We start from the raw sequence: 15,431 nt of genomic DNA on the forward strand, positions 1-15,431 counted from the left end.
CGGCGTCGGCGAGGCGGTCGGTCAGTTTTTGCACGAAGATCAGAGTAATGGCGGGGTAAAGAGCTCTTGGAGGGATCGAGGTCACGAATTGACACCAAGGGTCGGGCAGGAACCGGCATAAAGGGGTAGCACGCGCCCGGATTCTGGACGAGCCCTTCCGCTGAGCGGACCCGCTCGCTACTGTCCCCGCATCGAACGCACCGTGGCAGCGCCGCCGCGGGAGCGCAGCCGGTGCCATGGCCGCTACCGGCGGCCTCTCCGTGCGCCGCCGCGGGACCGGCGGCGTGCCACCCCGAGAGTCACCGCCGCTCACCGAAAGAGGGAGAGGCGTCGTGACCGCGGAAACCTCCCAGACTCTCGACAGAGGGCTCAGAGTCCTCAAACTGCTCGCCGACACCGACCACGGTCTGACCGTCACCGAGCTTTCCAACCGCCTCGGTGTGAACCGCACCGTGGTCTACCGGCTCCTGGCCACCCTGGAGCAACACGCCTTGGTCCGCCGTGACCTCGGCGGCCGGGCCCGGGTCGGGCTCGGCGTGCTGCGGCTGGGCCGGCAGGTGCATCCGCTCGTACGCGAAGCGGCCCTGCCCGCGCTGCGGTCGCTGGCCGAGGACATAGGTGCCACCGCGCACCTGACCCTCGTCGACGGCACCGAGGCGCTCGCCGTCGCCGTCGTGGAACCGACCTGGACGGACTACCACGTGGCCTACCGGGCCGGCTTCCGCCACCCGCTGGACCGCGGGGCCGCCGGGCGGGCCATTCTGGCCGCCCGTCAGGGGTCCCTGATCGATCCCGGATACACGCTCACGCACGGGGAGCTGGAGGCGGGCGCCAGTGGCGCTGCCGCGCCGCTCGTCGGGATCACCGGGCTGGAGGGCAGCGTCGGTGTGGTGATGCTGGCCGACGCGGTGCCGGAGCGGGTGGGGCCGCGGGTGGTCGACGCGGCGCGCGAGGTCGCGGACGCCCTTCGCTAGCCCGTCGGTCGGGGGCCGGGTGCGGCGCCGTTGCCGGGGCTCCGCCCCGGACCCCGCGCCTCAAACGCCGGCGGGGCTGGGTTTTGTCCAGCGAGGCCGGGTTGGTCGTCCGGGGCCGGTCTGCCGGCCAGGCCCGCCGTTTGCCCGCAGGGCTGGATGGTGCGGCCGGGCAGGGTGGTGCCGGCGGGGCTGGGATGTGCCGGCCGGGCAGGTGGTGCCGGCGGGGCTGGGATGTGTGGGCCGGGCAGATAGATTGGCCGGGTGCTCTCTCGTCTTCTGCGTCTGCCGCGTCCCGTCGCCCTGGCCGTCAGCGCCGTGCCCGTGGTCGGGCTGTTCGCCGTCGCCGTCCTCGCGCCGCTGCCCTTCGTGGTCGCCCAGCCGGGGCTGACGGCCGATGTGCTGGGCGAGCGGGACGGCAAGCCCGTCATCACGGTCTCCGGCGCCCCGACCCGGCCGACCACGGGCCAGCTCCGGATGACCACCATCCAGGCCACCGGTCCGTCCACGACGGTGAACCTGCCCGAACTGCTCGACGACTGGTTCGACCGCTCCCGCGCCGTCATGCCCAAGGAGGTCGTCTACTCCTCGGGCGGAACGGACAAGGAGATCGAGGAGCACAATCTGGAGGAAATGGCCAAATCCCAGTCGGCCGCCGCGGAGGCCGCCCTCGGCTATCTCCACAAGGACCCCAAGGGCGTGAAGGTCGAGCTGAACCTCGCCGACGTCGGCGGTCCCAGCGCTGGCCTCCTCTTCTCCCTCGGCATCGTCGACAAGCTCGACGGCGACGGCAGCGGCGGCGACCTCACCGGCGGACGCACCATCGCCGGTACGGGCACCATCGCCGCGGACGGCGCGGTCGGCGCGGTCGGCGGAGTGGCCCTGAAGACCCAGGCAGCGCGACGCGACGGGGCGACGGTGTTCCTCGTACCGAAGGCCGAGTGCTCGGACGCGCAGTCCGAACTCCCCGAGGGGCTCCGGCTGGTGCCCGTCACTTCCCTGACGGACGCGGTGAACGCTCTGCGGGCACTGAACCGGGGCGAGGACGCTCCGTCCTGCTGACATCGCCGTGGTCCATGGCGCGCCACGCGGGGAAGACCAGCGGCGCGAGCGTGGTCAGCAGATAGGTGCCGCCGAACAGCAGCAGCGCCTTCGCCGCCCCGAACCCGTCGACCAGCAGGCCGGCGGCGAGCCCGCCCACCGGCATGGTCAGCTCGCAGCCCGCCGTGGTCACCCCCGAGACGCGGCTGCGCAGCCGCTCCGGCACCTGCTCGTACATCACCGTGGACAGGATCGGGTTGAGCACGCCCACGCCCAGTCCGGCCAGGGCCATCGTCACCGCGAGCGGGAGTGTGGTGCCGGTGAGCGCCGCCACCACGTAGCGGGTGGCACCCGAGGCCAGGAAGGCCGCGGCGAAGACCGTCCTGCGCGGGAAGCGTTCGCCCCATGCCCCGTAGAGCAGGGCGCCCAGCAGCGCGGAGCCGCCGAAGAGGGAGACCAGCAGGCCCATGGCGGCGGCCCCGCCGAGGGAGTCCTGCGCGTGCACGGGCAGCAGTACGGAGGACCAGCCCTGGTCGAGGCCGTTGGTCATCATCACCATCACGGTGATGCCCATGAGGAGGCGTGAACGGGTCAGGAAGGCCCAGCCCTCGGCGAGTTCGGCCCGGTAGCCCGCGAAGGACACCTTCCCGGCGGTCCGTTGGGGCTCGGCGGCCGGTACCCCGCGCAGGAAGGCGGAGACCAGCAGCGCCGACGCCCCGAACGTCGCCGCGTCCAGCAGCAGTACGGTCTCGGCGCCGAAGGCGGCGATCAGTACGCCGGCCAGCGCGGCCCCGATCATCCGCGCTCCGCGCGAGACGGCGTCGTAGAGGCTGGCCGCCCGGGCCAGGGTGATGCCCGCGTGCTCGGCGAGATTCGGCAGCAGCACGTACCGGGAGGTCAGGCCCGGGGTGTGTACGAGCCCGCCGACGGCCATCAGCGCGCACAGCATCCAGAACTCCAGCACGCCCGCGTGGTGCAGGAGCGGGATCGCGCCGACCGCCAGCCCGCAGATCAGGTCGGAGGCGGCGGAGACCCGGCGGCGGCCGATCCGGTCGATGACCGGTCCGCCGACCAGGGCCGCCACGATGACGGGCAGGGTGGCGCAGAAGGCGACGACCCCGGCCCGGCCGGCGCTGCCCGTGGTCTGCAGTACGAACCACGGGACGCCGATGAGGGTGAGGGAACTCCCCGCCATGGAGATCGTGTTGGCGGCCAGGACCGCGGTGAAGGGCCGCCTGCTCATGCCGCGAGCTGATGCCGGGCGCGGCTGTGGACGTGGTCCGGCCGCAGCAGGCGGATCCCGGCGGAGATCAGGGCCTCGCCGAGGCGGTCGCGCAGGGCGGGGGTGGTGTCCACCGAAGCGGCGAGGCGCCAGGCGGCGGCCTCGGCGGCCAGTTCGGCGGTGCGGGTGGCGTGCGTCAGGGCATGGGTGAAGGCGTGCATGGCAGGACTCCTTCTGCGAAAGGGTGCTATTCGGCGGTGCGGCGAGGGATGGCGTGCGTGTGGAAACGGACCGTTTCCGTGCGGTCCTGGTCCGAGCCCGAGCCAGATCCCGAGTCCGACGGCGGCAGGTCGCGGTAGCTGTTGATCAAGTCGTGCATCTTCTCGATCAGCTCGAGGCTCTGCGCCGCGGTCAGTCTCAGCGTGAAGTCGCTGAGGTCCGAGGCGCCCCGCCACTCGGTGGGCCACTCGTGCGCCGTGGCGAGCCACGTGTTCAGCTCCTGCGTGTGGATCTTCGCGATCTCGGCCAGGAAGACGTCCGCGGCGCCGCGCGTCGCCGGGTCGTGGATCAGTCCCTCGTCGAAGGCGGTGCCGTCGTGGGAGGCCTTCCACCAGCGCTCACGGCCCTTGCCGTGCTCCGGCGCGTCCTCGACGAACCCGTGCGCGGCGAGCTGGCGCAGGTGGTAGCTGGTGGCGCCGCTGGACTCGCCGAGCTTCGCGGCCAGTTGCGAGGCCGTGGCCGGGCCGTCCTGACGCAGGGAGGCCAGCAGGCGCATGCGCAGGGGGTGTGCCAGGCCGCGCAGGGCGTGGGCGTCGAGGGTGCGGACTGAGGGCTGATTGCCGGGCTTCTCGGGCATGCCTCCACTCTAGAGTTGCAAAGACTTCTCTGCAAGGGTTTCTTTGCAAGGACTTCTTTGGAACTCAGCGGTCGTCGTCCTCCGCCGCCTGCTCGACCAGCGGGATGATCCGCAGCGGCACCGGGTTCTCCATCACGATCGCCGTCGACGCCCGCACGATCCCCTCGAATCCGACGACGCGGTCGATCACCCGCTGGAGATCGGCGTTGGACCGGGCCACCAGCCGGCACAGCATGTCCCCGTGCCCGGTGGTGGTGTGCAGCTCCAGCACCTCCGGTACGCCGTCCAAGTGGGCCCGTACGTCGGCCCCTTGGCCCTGCTTGATCTCCAGGGTGGCGAAGGCGGTGACCGGGTACCCGAGGGCGGCCGGATCGACCTGGGGGCCGAAGCCGCGGATGACTCCGTTCGACTGGAGCCGGTCGAGGCGGGCCTGTACGGTCCCGCGCGCCACCCCGAGGCGGCGCGAGGCCTCCAGGACGCCGATCCGGGGCTCGCGGGCGAGCAGGACGATGAGGCGGCCGTCGAGTTCGTCGATGCCCACAGGTGCCTCCGCGGTGGTCATAGTGCACAGATGTTTCAGCCATCCTCCGGCTGTACTGGGCAGTCTGTACAGTCAAACAGGAAACTATTGCGCAGCTTGTGGATCGGCGGGACTCTGCGGTCATGACTGAGACCCTCGACACCACCCCCCACACCGCGCGTGAGGCAGATCCCTTCCCGGTGAAGGGCATGGACGCGGTCGTCTTCGCCGTCGGCAACGCCAAGCAGGCCGCGCACTTCTACTCGACCGCCTTCGGCATGAAGCTCGTCGCCTACTCCGGACCGGAGAACGGCGTCCGCGAGACGGCCAGCTACGTCCTCACCAACGGCGGCGCCCGCTTCGTCCTGACCTCGGTCATCAAGGCGACGACCGACCACGGCCGCTTCCTCGCCGAGCACGTCGCCGACCACGGCGACGGCGTGATCGACCTGGCCATCGAGGTCCCGGACGTGCGGGCGGCGTACGCGTACGCCGTCGAGCACGGCGCCCGCGGCCTGGACGAGCCGTACGAGGTGAAGGACGAGCACGGCACGGTCACCCTGGCCGCGATCGCCACCTACGGCCAGACCCGCCACACGCTGGTGCAGCGCGGCGACTACACCGGCGTCTACCTGCCGGGCTTCGTGCCCGTCGGCCCGATGGTCGAGCCCCCGGCCAAGCGCACCTTCCAGGCCATCGACCACTGCGTGGGCAATGTCGAGCTCGGCCGCATGAACGAGTGGGTCGCGTTCTACAACAAGGTCATGGGCTTCACGAACATGAAGGAGTTCGTGGGCGACGACATCGCGACCGAGTACTCGGCGCTGATGTCGAAGGTCGTCGCGGACGGCACCCTGAAGGTGAAGTTCCCGATCAACGAGCCGGCGATCGCGAAGAAGAAGTCGCAGATCGACGAGTACCTGGAGTTCTACGGCGGCGCGGGCGTCCAGCACATCGCGCTGGCCACGAACGACATCGTCGCCACCGTGCGGTCGATGCGGGCGGCGGGCGTGCAGTTCCTGGACACGCCGGACTCGTACTACGACACGCTCGGCGAGTGGGCGGGCGAGACGCGGGTGCCGGTGGAGACGCTGCGCGAGCTGAAGATCCTCGTCGACCGCGACGAGGACGGCTACCTGCTGCAGATCTTCACCAAGCCGGTGCAGGACCGGCCGACGGTCTTCTTCGAGATGATCGAGCGGCACGGCTCGATGGGCTTCGGCAAGGGCAACTTCAAGGCCCTGTTCGAGGCGATCGAGCGCGAGCAGGCCAAGCGGGGCAACCTGTAGGTCGTACGGCCCGGCCCCCTGGCTCCCGCCGGGGGGCTTCGCCGTGCCCGGGCCCGCGGCTCACACGCCGGCGGGGCGGAATCGGCTCAGCGGGACGACGGGGTCGGGGTCGGGGTCGGGGTCGGAGACGGGGACGGCTTCGGCCGCTCCGCGGGCTTCGGCTTGGGCTTGGCCGCCTTCGGCAGCTCCGGGGCCACCCAGGGCGTGGCCGGCTGCATGTGCTCCGGGCCGCCCGCCGGCGGCTGGCCGATCGTCGCCAGGGCCTCCTTCGCCAGCGGCGCCCGCAGCGGCGAGAAGTGCGGGTTCGTGCGCATCGCCTCCTGGAGGTGGCGCCGCGTCGCCGCCTCGTCCCCCAGCCCGCGCTCGATCATCGCCCGGTGGTACGCGAACTCCGCGCTGCGCAGCCCAAGTTCGGTCGCCTTCTCCGCGTACTCCAGCGCCGCCGAGTCATCGCCCGCCTTGTGCAGCGCCCAGCCCAGCGCATCCGCGACCTGCACGCTCTTGTGCCGCGACCACTCCTCCGACAGCCGCCGCACCGCCGCCGCCGGATCGCCGTGGTCCGCCTCGTACAGGCCCAGCACCACGTCGTCGTCGACCCCGCTCGAGCCGTCCCGCACCGCCAGCGCGTCCAGCATGCCGTACGGGACGCGCGCCTCCTGCTCCCGGCCCAGCGAGTCCAGCAGCTCGCCCAGTTCCAGCGCCAGCCGGGGCAGCGGAGTGCGCCCCAGCGCCATCCGGTAGTCCCGCACCGCCTCCCCGCCGCGCCCCAGCGCGGCCAGCGCCCGGGCCCGGCCGCCCAGCGCCTCCGCCTGCGCCGGATCCGTCCGCAGCGCGCCCTCGTACAGCCGCAGCGCCTCGCCCGGCTCGCCCCGCTCCCAGGACAGCTCCCCGAGCCGGAACAGCGCGTACGCCTTCTCCGCCGGGCCCTTGGCCGCGGCCGACGCGTGCTCCATCGCCACGACCGCGTCCTCGCGCCAGCCGCGGTCCCGGTAGACCTGCGAGGCCCTGATGTACGCCACCAGGCCCGGCCGCAGCTCCAGCAGCCGCTCCATCGCCGCCTGCGCGGCCTTGTAGTCGCCCAGGCCGGTGTACGCGTCCACGAGCACCGGGTACGCCGTCCACCGCCGCGGCGACTGAGCCCGTACCAGCTCGCCCCACTTCTTGCCGGTCCCGAAATCCCGCCGGGCATTGGCGAGGGTGCCCATGCCCGTCATCGCGTCGAAATTGCCCTTCTCGGCCGGGCGTACCTCCAGGGACTTCTTCAGCGCCTTCTCCGCCTTCGGGAACCAGGCCGGGTCCGCCGAGCGCCGCGCCTGCTCCAGGTAGGCGGCGCCCAGGACCGCCCACGAGGCGTCGTCGTCCGCGTGCTTCGCCAGCCACTTCTCCCGGTCGGCGACCAGCGCCGTCAGGTCCACCGCCGCCGCGGGCGCGCCCATCCCGACCGCCGCCGCGGCCCGTTCGCTCGGCCCCGGCGGGCGGGCGTCGTCCCCGGTCCGGGCCGGCCGGATCAGCAGGGCCCCCGCGATCAGGACCACCGCGACCGCGGCCGCCACGAGCGTCTTGCGGCCGGTGAAGGTCACGGGCGGCGCCGGGGTCTGCGCTTCCTCGTCGATACGGTCGATACGGTCCATGGGCTCACTGTGCGTCAATATGAAGAGCTCTCCGAGGTGCCCGAAGCCGGTCGCGGCCGTGTTCACACCGATGGCCCCCGCTGTCACGCTGGTCCCATGGATGACGATCTCTTCGCACGTCTTCGAACGAGCCTGCTGGCAGGGCTCCCCGCCGAGGCGCTCCTCACCGACCCCCAGGTGACCGCCTCCTACGCCACCGACATGGCCAGCTTCTGCGCCGCGGGCACCCCCGCGGCCGTCGTCCTGCCCCGGAGCGTCGAACAGGTCCAGCACGTGATGCGCACCGCCACCGCCCTACGGATCCCCGTGGTGCCGCAGGGCGCCCGTACGGGCCTGTCGGGCGGGGCCAACGCCTCCGACGGCTGCATCGTGCTGTCACTCGTCAAGATGGACCGGATCCTGGAGATCTCCGCCGTCGACCGGATCGCCGTCGTCGAACCGGGCGTGGTCAACGCCGTGCTCTCGCGGGCCGTCGCCGAGCAGGGCCTGTACTACCCGCCCGACCCCTCCAGCTGGGAGCAGTGCACCATCGGCGGCAACATCGGCACCGCCTCCGGCGGGCTGTGCTGCGTCAAGTACGGGGTCACCGCCGAGTACGTGCTGGGCCTCGACGTGGTCCTGGCCGACGGGCGGCTGCTGAGCACGGGCCGGCGCACCGCCAAGGGCGTCGCCGGATACGACCTCACCCGGCTCTTCGTGGGCTCCGAGGGCAGCCTCGGCGTCGTCGTCCGGGCCGTGCTCGCGCTGCGGCCGGCGCCGCCCCGGCAGCTCGCGATGGCGGCGGAGTTCCCCTCCGTCGCGGCCGCCTGCGAAGCCGTCTGCGCCGTCATGGAGGCCGGCCTGACCCCCTCGCTGCTGGAGCTGATGGACCGTACGACCGTCCGGGCCGTCAACGCGCTCGGCAGGATGGGCCTGCCGGAGGCCACCGAGGCCCTGCTGCTCGCCGCGTTCGACACCCCGCACGCGCCCGAGGACCTCGCGGCCGTGGGGCAGCTGTGCACGGCCGCCGGGGCCACCGCGGTCGTGCCCGCCGAGGACGTGGCGGAGTCGGAACTGCTGCTCCAGGCCCGCCGGATGGCCTTCCCCGGGCTGGAGGCGCTGCGGCCCGCCACGATGATCGACGACGTGTGCGTACCGCGCTCGCGGCTCGCCGAGATGCTGGACGGCACGGCCGAGATCGCCCGTACGCACGACCTGCTCATCGGGGTCTGTGCGCACGCGGGCGACGGCAACACCCACCCGATCGTCTGTTTCGACCCCGCCGACGAGGACGAGACGCGGCGGGCCCGCGAGTCCTTCGGCGAGATCATGGCGCTGGGGCTCTCGCTCGGCGGGACCATCACCGGCGAGCACGGGGTGGGCGTGCTGAAGAAGGAATGGCTGGCCCGCGAACTCGGTCCGGTGGGGCTGGAGATGCAGCGGGCGATCAAGGCCGCCTTCGACCCGCTGGGCCTGCTGAATCCCGGCAAGCTCTTCTGACCCCCGGCTGATGCCCCGGCCGTTCCCGCGTCCGTTTCCCCCGGCCGTTCCCGCGGCCGTCCTTCGGCCGGCATCACAGGTCCCCGTCGGCGGACTCGTCCGAGGGCCAGGGGTCGCGCAGCCACAGCTCGTCGGCCGGGGTCGGGGTGAGCAGCTCGGCCAGCGCGTCGTCCAGGCCGAGCCGCTCGGCCTCGGTGCCGGGCGGCACGATGCGCAGGGTGCGCTCCAGCCAGGCCGACACGGAGGCGGCCGGGGCCTCCAGCAGGGCGTCGCCGTCGGGCGAGCTGAGCGCCATGCAGAGCACGGCCTTGTTGTCGATCTTGGTGGGCCAGATCCGGACGTCGCCGTGGCCGCACGGGCGGAACACCCCCTCGACCAGCAGCTCGCGGGCGAAGGTCCAGTTGACGGGGGCGCTGGAGCCGGTGTGGAAGGTGATGTGGACGGCGTACGGGTCGTCCGTGAGGTAGAGGAGCCGGGCGGGTACGGGGACGCTGCGCTCGGGGGACAGGACCAGCTTGAGTTCCAGCTCGCGCTCGATGACGGGGTGGTGCATGGCGGCCTCGCTTCGGTTCGGTGCGCGGGGGCGGATCGCGCCCCACACCCAAAGAGAGCTCCGGTGTGCCCGGGTATGACGCGACTTCGGGCGGGGAATCGAAGCTTGGCCGATTTCTGTCGGGTGACCGGAAACAGCCGCATGGCCCGGGGTTCGCCCGAAGGTTTGCAATCTCCCGTTACCGGACCTGTCGGGGGGCGGTTCTTGGCTATGGTCCTGCCCTGCACATGCCTCAAGCCACGATCGGAGTTGGGGACATTGACGGCCTCCCCTGGTGACGGCGAGCACGCGGCCCGCGAGGGCTACTACCCCGATCCGTCCATCCCCGGGTACGTCCGGTACTGGAACGGTGCCGCCTGGGTTCCGGGTACGAGCCGCCCTGCCCCGGCACCTGCCCCTGCCCCTGCCCCGGCACCTGCGCCGGCACCTGCGCCGGCCCCCGTTCCCGTGGAGGAGACGGGGCCGGTGTTCCTGGACCAGACCTCGGCGACGGCGGCGGTGGCCGAGCGGCCCGCCGAGCAGGCGGTGTGGCAGGCCGACCCCGCCCACCAGGCCGGCTTCGGCGGGCCGCGCGACCACCGGGTGTCGTGGGGCAGCCCGTCGGAGCCCGAGCCCGAGCCCGAGCGGGAACCGGTGCCGGAGCCGGAGCGGGAGCGGGTGGCCCCGCTTCCGGCCCGGGCCCCGGCCGCCGGGATCTCCCTCGCCCGTACGCCGTCCGCCGCGGCCGGGATCCTGTCGGCCCGCTCCCCGGCAGCCGCGGCCGCGGCCCCCGCCCCGGCTCCGACCCCGGCATGGCCCGATGCGCCCGGGGCGTCCGCAGGGTCCAGAGGGTCGGGCCTGACGTCCTCCTGGCCCGAGGCGCCGCCCGCCGCCGCGGAGCCCCCGCCCGCCGCGGTCCGGTCCGAGCCCTGGCCGCCCCGGCCCGCGGGCGCCCGCCCGTCCGTCCCGGCCACCAGGCCGTCGGCCCCGGCGGAACCCCGCCCCGAGGCCCGGGCGCCCCGGCACGAGGCCGCCGTCGAGGCGTGGACGCCGCGCCGGGAGGACGCAGCCGAGGCCCGGGCCCCCCGCCACGAGGCCGCCGCCGAGACCCCGGCGCCCCGACGCGCCGCCGAGACCCCGGCGCCCCGCCGAGCAGGCGACGCCGAGGCACCCGCCCCCCACCGGGAACGTGCCGGGACGCCGCGTGAGGTGTTCGAGCGGATGGCCGAGCGGGCCGTGCGGCCCGCCGGGCTGGTCCGACGGGCCGTGGCCCGTGCCGTGGACTCCCTGGTGTTCGCGGCGGTCGCGGCGGCCGCCGCCGCGCCCCTGCTCCCCGCCGCCACCGCGCACCTCCAGGCCAAGGTGGACGCCGCCCGCACGAGCGGCCGCACCACCACCGTCTGGCTGCTCGACGGGACCGTCGCCGGCCACATCGGCCTGGTCCTCGGCGCGGTCCTGCTCTTCGGCGTCTTCTACGAGGCCCTGCCCACCGCCCGTTGGGGCCGCACCCCGGGCAAGAAGCTGCTCGGCGTGCGGGTGCTGGCCGCCGGCACCCTGCGCCCGCCCACCGTCGGCGCGGCCCTGCGCCGCTGGCTGGTGTTCGCCCTCCTCGGCCCCGTCGGCAGCCTCTGGTGCCTCGTGGACCGCCCGCGCCGCCGGGCCTGGCACGACAAAGGGGCCGGTACGTACGTGGCCCGCTGAGCCGCCCGTGACGGGCCCGTCCCCCGGATGGATGCCGTCACGTTGCGGGGTTGACGGTGCCGGGTTCGACTCGGGCCATGAGTACCGATCAGCCGCCGCCGGGCGAACGGCCCGAGGACGACCCGTTCCTCAAGAAGCCCCAGGAACCGACGCCTCCGTCGGGCGGTTCGCCGTACGGCTCGCCGCCCCCGGGCTCACCGCCCCCCGGCCCACCGCCCCCCGGCGGCACCGGCGGCGGCGGATACACGCCCCCGCCGCCGCCCCCGTACGGAGGCGGCGGCGACCCCTACGGCGGGGGCGGCGGCTACGGCATGCCCGATCCGCTCGCGGGGATGCCCCCGCTCGCCGACTTCGGCAAGCGGCTCGCCGCCCGCATCATCGACGTGATCATCGTCGCCGTGCCGCTGTTCCTCATCCAACTGGCCTTCGGCACCAAGCGGTACATGGTCGAGACGAACGAGGGCGAGGACATCAGCGAGGTCATCACGCGGTCCTACAGCGGCAGCGGCCTGATCATGACGCTGATCTCGATCGTCGCGTACCTCGGCTACGACTGGTGGTTCACCAAGAAGAACGGCCAGACGATCGGCAAGAAGGCGATGGGCCTGCGCGTCGCGATGCTCAACGACGGCAGCGTCCCGCAGTCCAGCCCGGCCCTCGCCCGCGCCGCCATGCTCTGGCTGCCGACGCTGATCTGCTGCTTCTGCCTGTGGCCGATCGCGATCGTGATCTCGATCCTCGTGGACAAGCCGTACAAGCAGGGCCTCCACGACAAGGTGGCCAGGACGGTGGTCGTCCAGTCCACCCCCTAGTCCGTCTCTTTCAGGGAGGTGTCGCGTCGCCTGCGGATCGCTCCGGACACGGTCCGCGCCTGGCGGCGCCGTTTCCTGGAGCACGGCCTGGACGGGCTGAGGTCCGTGACGTCCGTTTGTCGTCCGACCAGCGGGGCCTGCGACTGTGCGCCTGACTGCGGCAAACGGGTATCGACTGTTCCGCGGCTGTCTTGGGCATGTCACAGGACTGTCGCCGAAGGCCTCTGCGCTGGATCGCGCACTTATTCATCCCTTATCAAGAGTGCACAGGCGTCACATTGTTGATGCACAGTCATGGGGGAGTAGAAGAGTGAGCACCATCAGCATGCGCAAGAGCACCCTGGCCGCGGTCGCTGTCGCGGTCGCCGGCACCATGGCCCTGACCGGATGCAAGAACGGCAACGAGGAGCTGTCCCCGGCCCAGCCGACCTCCTCCGCTCCGGGCGGCGCCCCGGCCAGTCCCAGCGCGGCGGCCAGCCCCTCGACCGGCGGCGGCGAGGCCCCCGCCGGGGCGGCGGGCACGGCGAAGTCCGGCCAGGCCTTCAAGCTCGGAGAGACCGCCACGGTCCCGTTCGACTACGGCAACAACAAGGGCGGCACCATCGACCTGACGGTCACCACCATCGAGCAGGGCAACCCCGCCGACCTGGAGCCGCTCAACCTCGGCGACAAGGTGAAGGGGATGATCCCCTACTACGTCCGCTACACGGTCAAGAACGTCGGCACCACGGACCTGTCGTTCTCCACCGTGGGCCACATCAAGGGCCTGCTCCCGGACGGCAGCGAGGCCCAGGGCGTCTCGGTCATCGGCAAGTTCGAGAAGTGCAAGGGCGATTCGCTGCCGAAGGGCTTCACCAACGGCCAGACGCAGAACGGCTGCGCGATCGCGCTGGCCCCGTCCGCGCAGACGAAGGTGGCCGGCGCCCAGTACTGGGGCAAGCCCTACAACAACCTGAGTGACGGCAAGCCCCTCACCTGGAAGTAGCGGGCGGCCTACCAGGCCCCCTCTCCGCCGCCGAGCCCCCCGCGAGGGTCTCCTGCCGCAGCAGAGCCCGCTGGAGCTCCGCCCAGTGCGGAGACCAGCGAGGCTGGCGAAGGCCAAGCGCGCTGAGGGATACCGGACATGTGAGGGAAGGGGTGGTCCCTCGTCGTGGGGCCGATTCGGTAGTTGGCCGGTCCCGGGAACTCCGGATACCTCAGGGTGGCCGGGAGCCCCCGCGGACGTGGCCTCGGCCGTGCCTGCCGGTGACGTGTGTGGCTCAGTCTCGGGTTTCGGAGTGGAGGGCTTGGACGAGTGTGGCGAGCATGCCGGCGGCGCTGCCGTCGTGGTCGCTGCCGGCGGTCCCGCTACCGCTCTGGATGTTGGCAGTTCGGTCGATTTCCAGGACGGAGTCGGCGTGGGAGTTGTCGATGACGGTGATCAGGCTGTCGCTCGCAGCCGCGGGGACCGCGCTGCCGCCGAGGCCGGTCAAGACGAGGAAGGCGCAGGCTCGCACTCGTGCGCTGGTCACACGTGCACGCTCGTGTTCTCCCGGGCAGCGGGGAGGGTGCGGTGGCGGGTGATGTTCTTCGCCACCAGCCGGGTGGACTCGGCCACGCCGATCTCTCCCCCGTCTTCGGCGGCGGGCAGGCGTCCGTCAGCGCGCCGGAGCTCGGCCAGGGCGGTGTCCATGGCCTTGTGCGCGGCGAAGAGGCACGGGGTGCTGTAGATCGCGACGTCGACGCCGAGGTCGGTCAACTCGCCCAGGGACAGGCGTGGCGACTTGCCGCCGGCGATCTGGTTGAACAGCAGCGGCTTTCCGCCGACCACCTTCCGGATCCGCTCGATCCACTCCACGCTGCGGACCCCGTCGACCAGGACGACGTCGGCGTCCGTGGCGGCCAGCGCCTCGGCCCGCCGCAAGATGTCGTCCTCTTCCGTCGCGTCGGTTCGGGCAACCACGACCAGGTCCCGCCGGGTCGCCAGCACCATCTCCAGCTTCTCCAGGTACTCCGCCAGCGGCAGCACCAGTTTCCCGTCCGCGTGCCCGCACCGCCGCGGACGCTTCTGGTCCTCGAGGATGACGCCGGAGGCACCGATCCGCTCCAGGCCCTCCACGACGTAGCAGGCCACCTCGGGGTCGACGTAGCCGTCGTCGATGTCGACGAGGAGGTGGTGGCCCGGGAAGGCGCCGCGCAGGCGCTGGACGAAGGCCATCATGTCGGGCCAGGCGATGAACCCGATGTCGGGCAGCCCGTAGTACGAGGCCGCGAAGCCGAAGCCTGAGACGAACATCCCGTCGTAGTGCTGGGCCGCCACGGACGCCGAGTACATGTCGTACACGCCGATCAAGGGTGTGGTGCCAGGCTTCGCGATCGCCTCCCGCAGCGTGTTTCCGTAACTCATGGTCAGACCTCTCCAAAGACGCGGCTCACAGGGAAGTGGGATAGCGGCGGTGACACGGCAGCGCTTTACCCAAAACAGATCTTTTCCTGACCATTTCTGGGGGAATGGTTCCTGCGCGGGTGCCCTCACGCCAACGGCGTAGCCCGTTCACCGCAGAAACGTCACTTGGCTGCCGGCCGGTTTGTCCCTTCGAGCGTCATCTGCCCCTCGCTTGCCACTCGCCCCGTCTCGGGCCGGGAAGCGCGGAGTCCACCGCTCCGTCCAGGCCCTCGAACGCGGCCTCCGGGCGTGGCTGGCCGACTGGAACGAGCAGCCCCGGCCGTTCGTGTGGACGAAGACAGCCGACGAGATCCTCGGCAGAGCCGCCGCCTACTGCCACCGAATCTCTGACTCAGGTCACCAGACCGTCAGTGGTGAACGGGGTGTTCCGCAGCGGCCGTCCGGGGTTCGACCACCCGGGCGGCCGTCGGCGTGTCCTCGTGCGGGAGCTGCGCGGGGACGGGCGCGGGTGCCGGGGCGGCCGCTGCCGGGCCGCGGCGGGCCGCGTGGCGGCCCCGGCGCCTCGGGACCGGCGCGGTGACGGCGACGAGCAGGCCGAGCGCGAGGGCGGCGGCGGAGATGGCCGCGATCCAGAACCCCGAACTCGTCCGCGAGAGCAGCAGCATGGCGATCGTCGACACGACGACGGTGGCGGACCCGTAGGCGAGCTGTGCGGCAGTCGGACGCGGCATGGCGATATCCGTCCTCGGTGAGGGGAGGGGGAGTCGGCTCAACTAGGTCGCGCGTCAAGTGACTCTACGACGGGGGATGCCCGAGCGGAACCGCCAGTAAGCGTGACCTAACCCACGGTGCCGGAGCACGGGGGGCGCACGGGGTCATCGCGCACGCCGCCATCGGCCCGAAATGCCCGGCTGAGGCGCGTGCCGAGCGGTCGTGACGCGGCCTTCGCCCCATATGGCTGCGGAACGTCCGAATAGCGGAACTGGCTGAC

General features: G+C 72.4%; 17 protein-coding genes and 1 pseudogene. 9 read left to right on the forward strand and 9 right to left on the reverse strand.

The genetic code is table 11. The features are described from left to right. Positions 1 to 332 precede the first annotated feature (332 nt). Positions 333 to 974, forward strand: a complete 642-nt coding sequence (locus ACIPUC_RS05165) for an IclR family transcriptional regulator (protein ID WP_354384399.1) — start codon at positions 333 to 335, stop codon at positions 972 to 974. A gap of 261 nt (positions 975 to 1,235) precedes the next feature. Then, a complete protein-coding gene (locus ACIPUC_RS05170; RefSeq protein ID WP_446586855.1) occupies positions 1,236 to 2,033 on the forward strand; it encodes a S16 family serine protease in 798 nt (265 codons plus the stop codon). On the opposite strand, the gene ACIPUC_RS05175 is transcribed toward ACIPUC_RS05170, so the two are convergent. The 4 genes from ACIPUC_RS05175 to ACIPUC_RS05190 form a co-directional block, all read right to left on the reverse strand. Continuing rightward, complete coding sequence (locus ACIPUC_RS05175; RefSeq protein WP_446586856.1) at positions 1,963 to 3,255, reverse strand: MFS transporter; 1,293 nt, start codon at positions 3,253 to 3,255, stop codon at positions 1,963 to 1,965. The two genes, ACIPUC_RS05170 and ACIPUC_RS05175, sit on opposite strands and share 71 nt — an antisense overlap. Next, entirely contained in the window at positions 3,252 to 3,455 is a 204-nt protein-coding gene (locus tag ACIPUC_RS05180; protein ID WP_446586857.1) for a hypothetical protein, read from the reverse strand. The genes ACIPUC_RS05175 and ACIPUC_RS05180 overlap by 4 nt, the downstream gene beginning before the upstream one ends. Before the next feature lie 26 nt (positions 3,456 to 3,481). After that, positions 3,482 to 4,090 (reverse strand): helix-turn-helix domain-containing protein, encoded by a 609-nt coding sequence (locus ACIPUC_RS05185; protein WP_446586858.1) that lies wholly within the window; start codon positions 4,088 to 4,090, stop codon positions 3,482 to 3,484. A 64-nt stretch (positions 4,091 to 4,154) separates the two neighbouring features. Continuing rightward, positions 4,155 to 4,631 carry an Lrp/AsnC family transcriptional regulator gene (locus ACIPUC_RS05190; protein ID WP_446587607.1) on the reverse strand — a complete coding sequence of 159 codons (477 nt, stop codon included), beginning with the start codon at positions 4,629 to 4,631 and terminating at the stop codon, positions 4,155 to 4,157. Between the two features lie 122 nt (positions 4,632 to 4,753). On the opposite strand from ACIPUC_RS05190, the gene hppD reads away from it, so the two are divergent. Continuing rightward, positions 4,754 to 5,899, forward strand: a complete 1,146-nt coding sequence (hppD, locus tag ACIPUC_RS05195) for a 4-hydroxyphenylpyruvate dioxygenase (RefSeq protein ID WP_446586859.1) — start codon at positions 4,754 to 4,756, stop codon at positions 5,897 to 5,899. Positions 5,900 to 5,985: 86 nt separating this feature from the next. On the opposite strand, the gene ACIPUC_RS05200 is transcribed toward hppD, so the two are convergent. Continuing rightward, positions 5,986 to 7,530 carry a tetratricopeptide repeat protein gene (locus ACIPUC_RS05200; protein ID WP_446586860.1) on the reverse strand — a complete coding sequence of 515 codons (1,545 nt, stop codon included), beginning with the start codon at positions 7,528 to 7,530 and terminating at the stop codon, positions 5,986 to 5,988. A 96-nt stretch (positions 7,531 to 7,626) separates the two neighbouring features. On the opposite strand from ACIPUC_RS05200, the gene ACIPUC_RS05205 reads away from it, so the two are divergent. Next, a complete protein-coding gene (locus ACIPUC_RS05205) occupies positions 7,627 to 9,009 on the forward strand; it encodes an FAD-binding oxidoreductase (RefSeq protein ID WP_446586861.1) in 1,383 nt (460 codons plus the stop codon). Between the two features lie 73 nt (positions 9,010 to 9,082). On the opposite strand, the gene ACIPUC_RS05210 is transcribed toward ACIPUC_RS05205, so the two are convergent. Continuing rightward, entirely contained in the window at positions 9,083 to 9,562 is a 480-nt protein-coding gene (locus ACIPUC_RS05210) for an SsgA family sporulation/cell division regulator (protein WP_446586862.1), read from the reverse strand. A gap of 210 nt (positions 9,563 to 9,772) precedes the next feature. Here ACIPUC_RS05210 and ACIPUC_RS05215 point away from each other — a divergent pair, with 210 nt between their 5' ends. From ACIPUC_RS05215 to ACIPUC_RS05230, 4 genes are all read left to right on the forward strand, one after another. After that, complete coding sequence (locus ACIPUC_RS05215) at positions 9,773 to 11,242, forward strand: RDD family protein (RefSeq protein ID WP_446587609.1); 1,470 nt, start codon at positions 9,773 to 9,775, stop codon at positions 11,240 to 11,242. Between the two features lie 77 nt (positions 11,243 to 11,319). Then, positions 11,320 to 12,054: an RDD family protein gene (locus tag ACIPUC_RS05220; protein ID WP_446586863.1), complete on the forward strand. Its 735-nt coding sequence runs from the start codon at positions 11,320 to 11,322 to the stop codon at positions 12,052 to 12,054. 18 nt (positions 12,055 to 12,072) lie between these two features. Beyond that, positions 12,073 to 12,339, forward strand: coding sequence for a helix-turn-helix domain-containing protein (locus ACIPUC_RS05225; protein ID WP_446586864.1), 267 nt, complete (start codon positions 12,073 to 12,075; stop codon positions 12,337 to 12,339). A 25-nt stretch (positions 12,340 to 12,364) separates the two neighbouring features. Then, positions 12,365 to 13,039 carry a hypothetical protein gene (locus tag ACIPUC_RS05230; protein ID WP_446586865.1) on the forward strand — a complete coding sequence of 225 codons (675 nt, stop codon included), beginning with the start codon at positions 12,365 to 12,367 and terminating at the stop codon, positions 13,037 to 13,039. Between the two features lie 274 nt (positions 13,040 to 13,313). Here ACIPUC_RS05230 and ACIPUC_RS05235 read toward each other — a convergent pair whose 3' ends face one another. Both ACIPUC_RS05235 and ACIPUC_RS05240 read right to left on the reverse strand, forming a co-directional pair. Beyond that, complete coding sequence (locus ACIPUC_RS05235; RefSeq protein WP_446586866.1) at positions 13,314 to 13,565, reverse strand: hypothetical protein; 252 nt, start codon at positions 13,563 to 13,565, stop codon at positions 13,314 to 13,316. After that, on the reverse strand, positions 13,562 to 14,440 hold the full coding sequence (locus tag ACIPUC_RS05240) for an isocitrate lyase/PEP mutase family protein (RefSeq protein ID WP_446586867.1): 879 nt from the start codon (positions 14,438 to 14,440) through the stop codon (positions 13,562 to 13,564). The genes ACIPUC_RS05235 and ACIPUC_RS05240 overlap by 4 nt, the downstream gene beginning before the upstream one ends. A gap of 238 nt (positions 14,441 to 14,678) precedes the next feature. On the opposite strand from ACIPUC_RS05240, the pseudogene ACIPUC_RS05245 reads away from it, so the two are divergent. Further along, positions 14,679 to 14,840, forward strand: a pseudogene (locus ACIPUC_RS05245) (IS630 family transposase); the annotation flags it as partial. 7 nt (positions 14,841 to 14,847) lie between these two features. Here ACIPUC_RS05245 and ACIPUC_RS05250 read toward each other — a convergent pair. Then, the gene (locus tag ACIPUC_RS05250) at positions 14,848 to 15,171 is read right to left on the reverse strand and encodes a hypothetical protein (RefSeq protein WP_446586868.1); all 324 of its coding nucleotides are present in this window, start codon (positions 15,169 to 15,171) and stop codon (positions 14,848 to 14,850) included. Positions 15,172 to 15,431: the final 260 nt, after the last annotated feature.

It is taken from the genome of Streptomyces sp. LARHCF249, assembly GCF_052871255.1.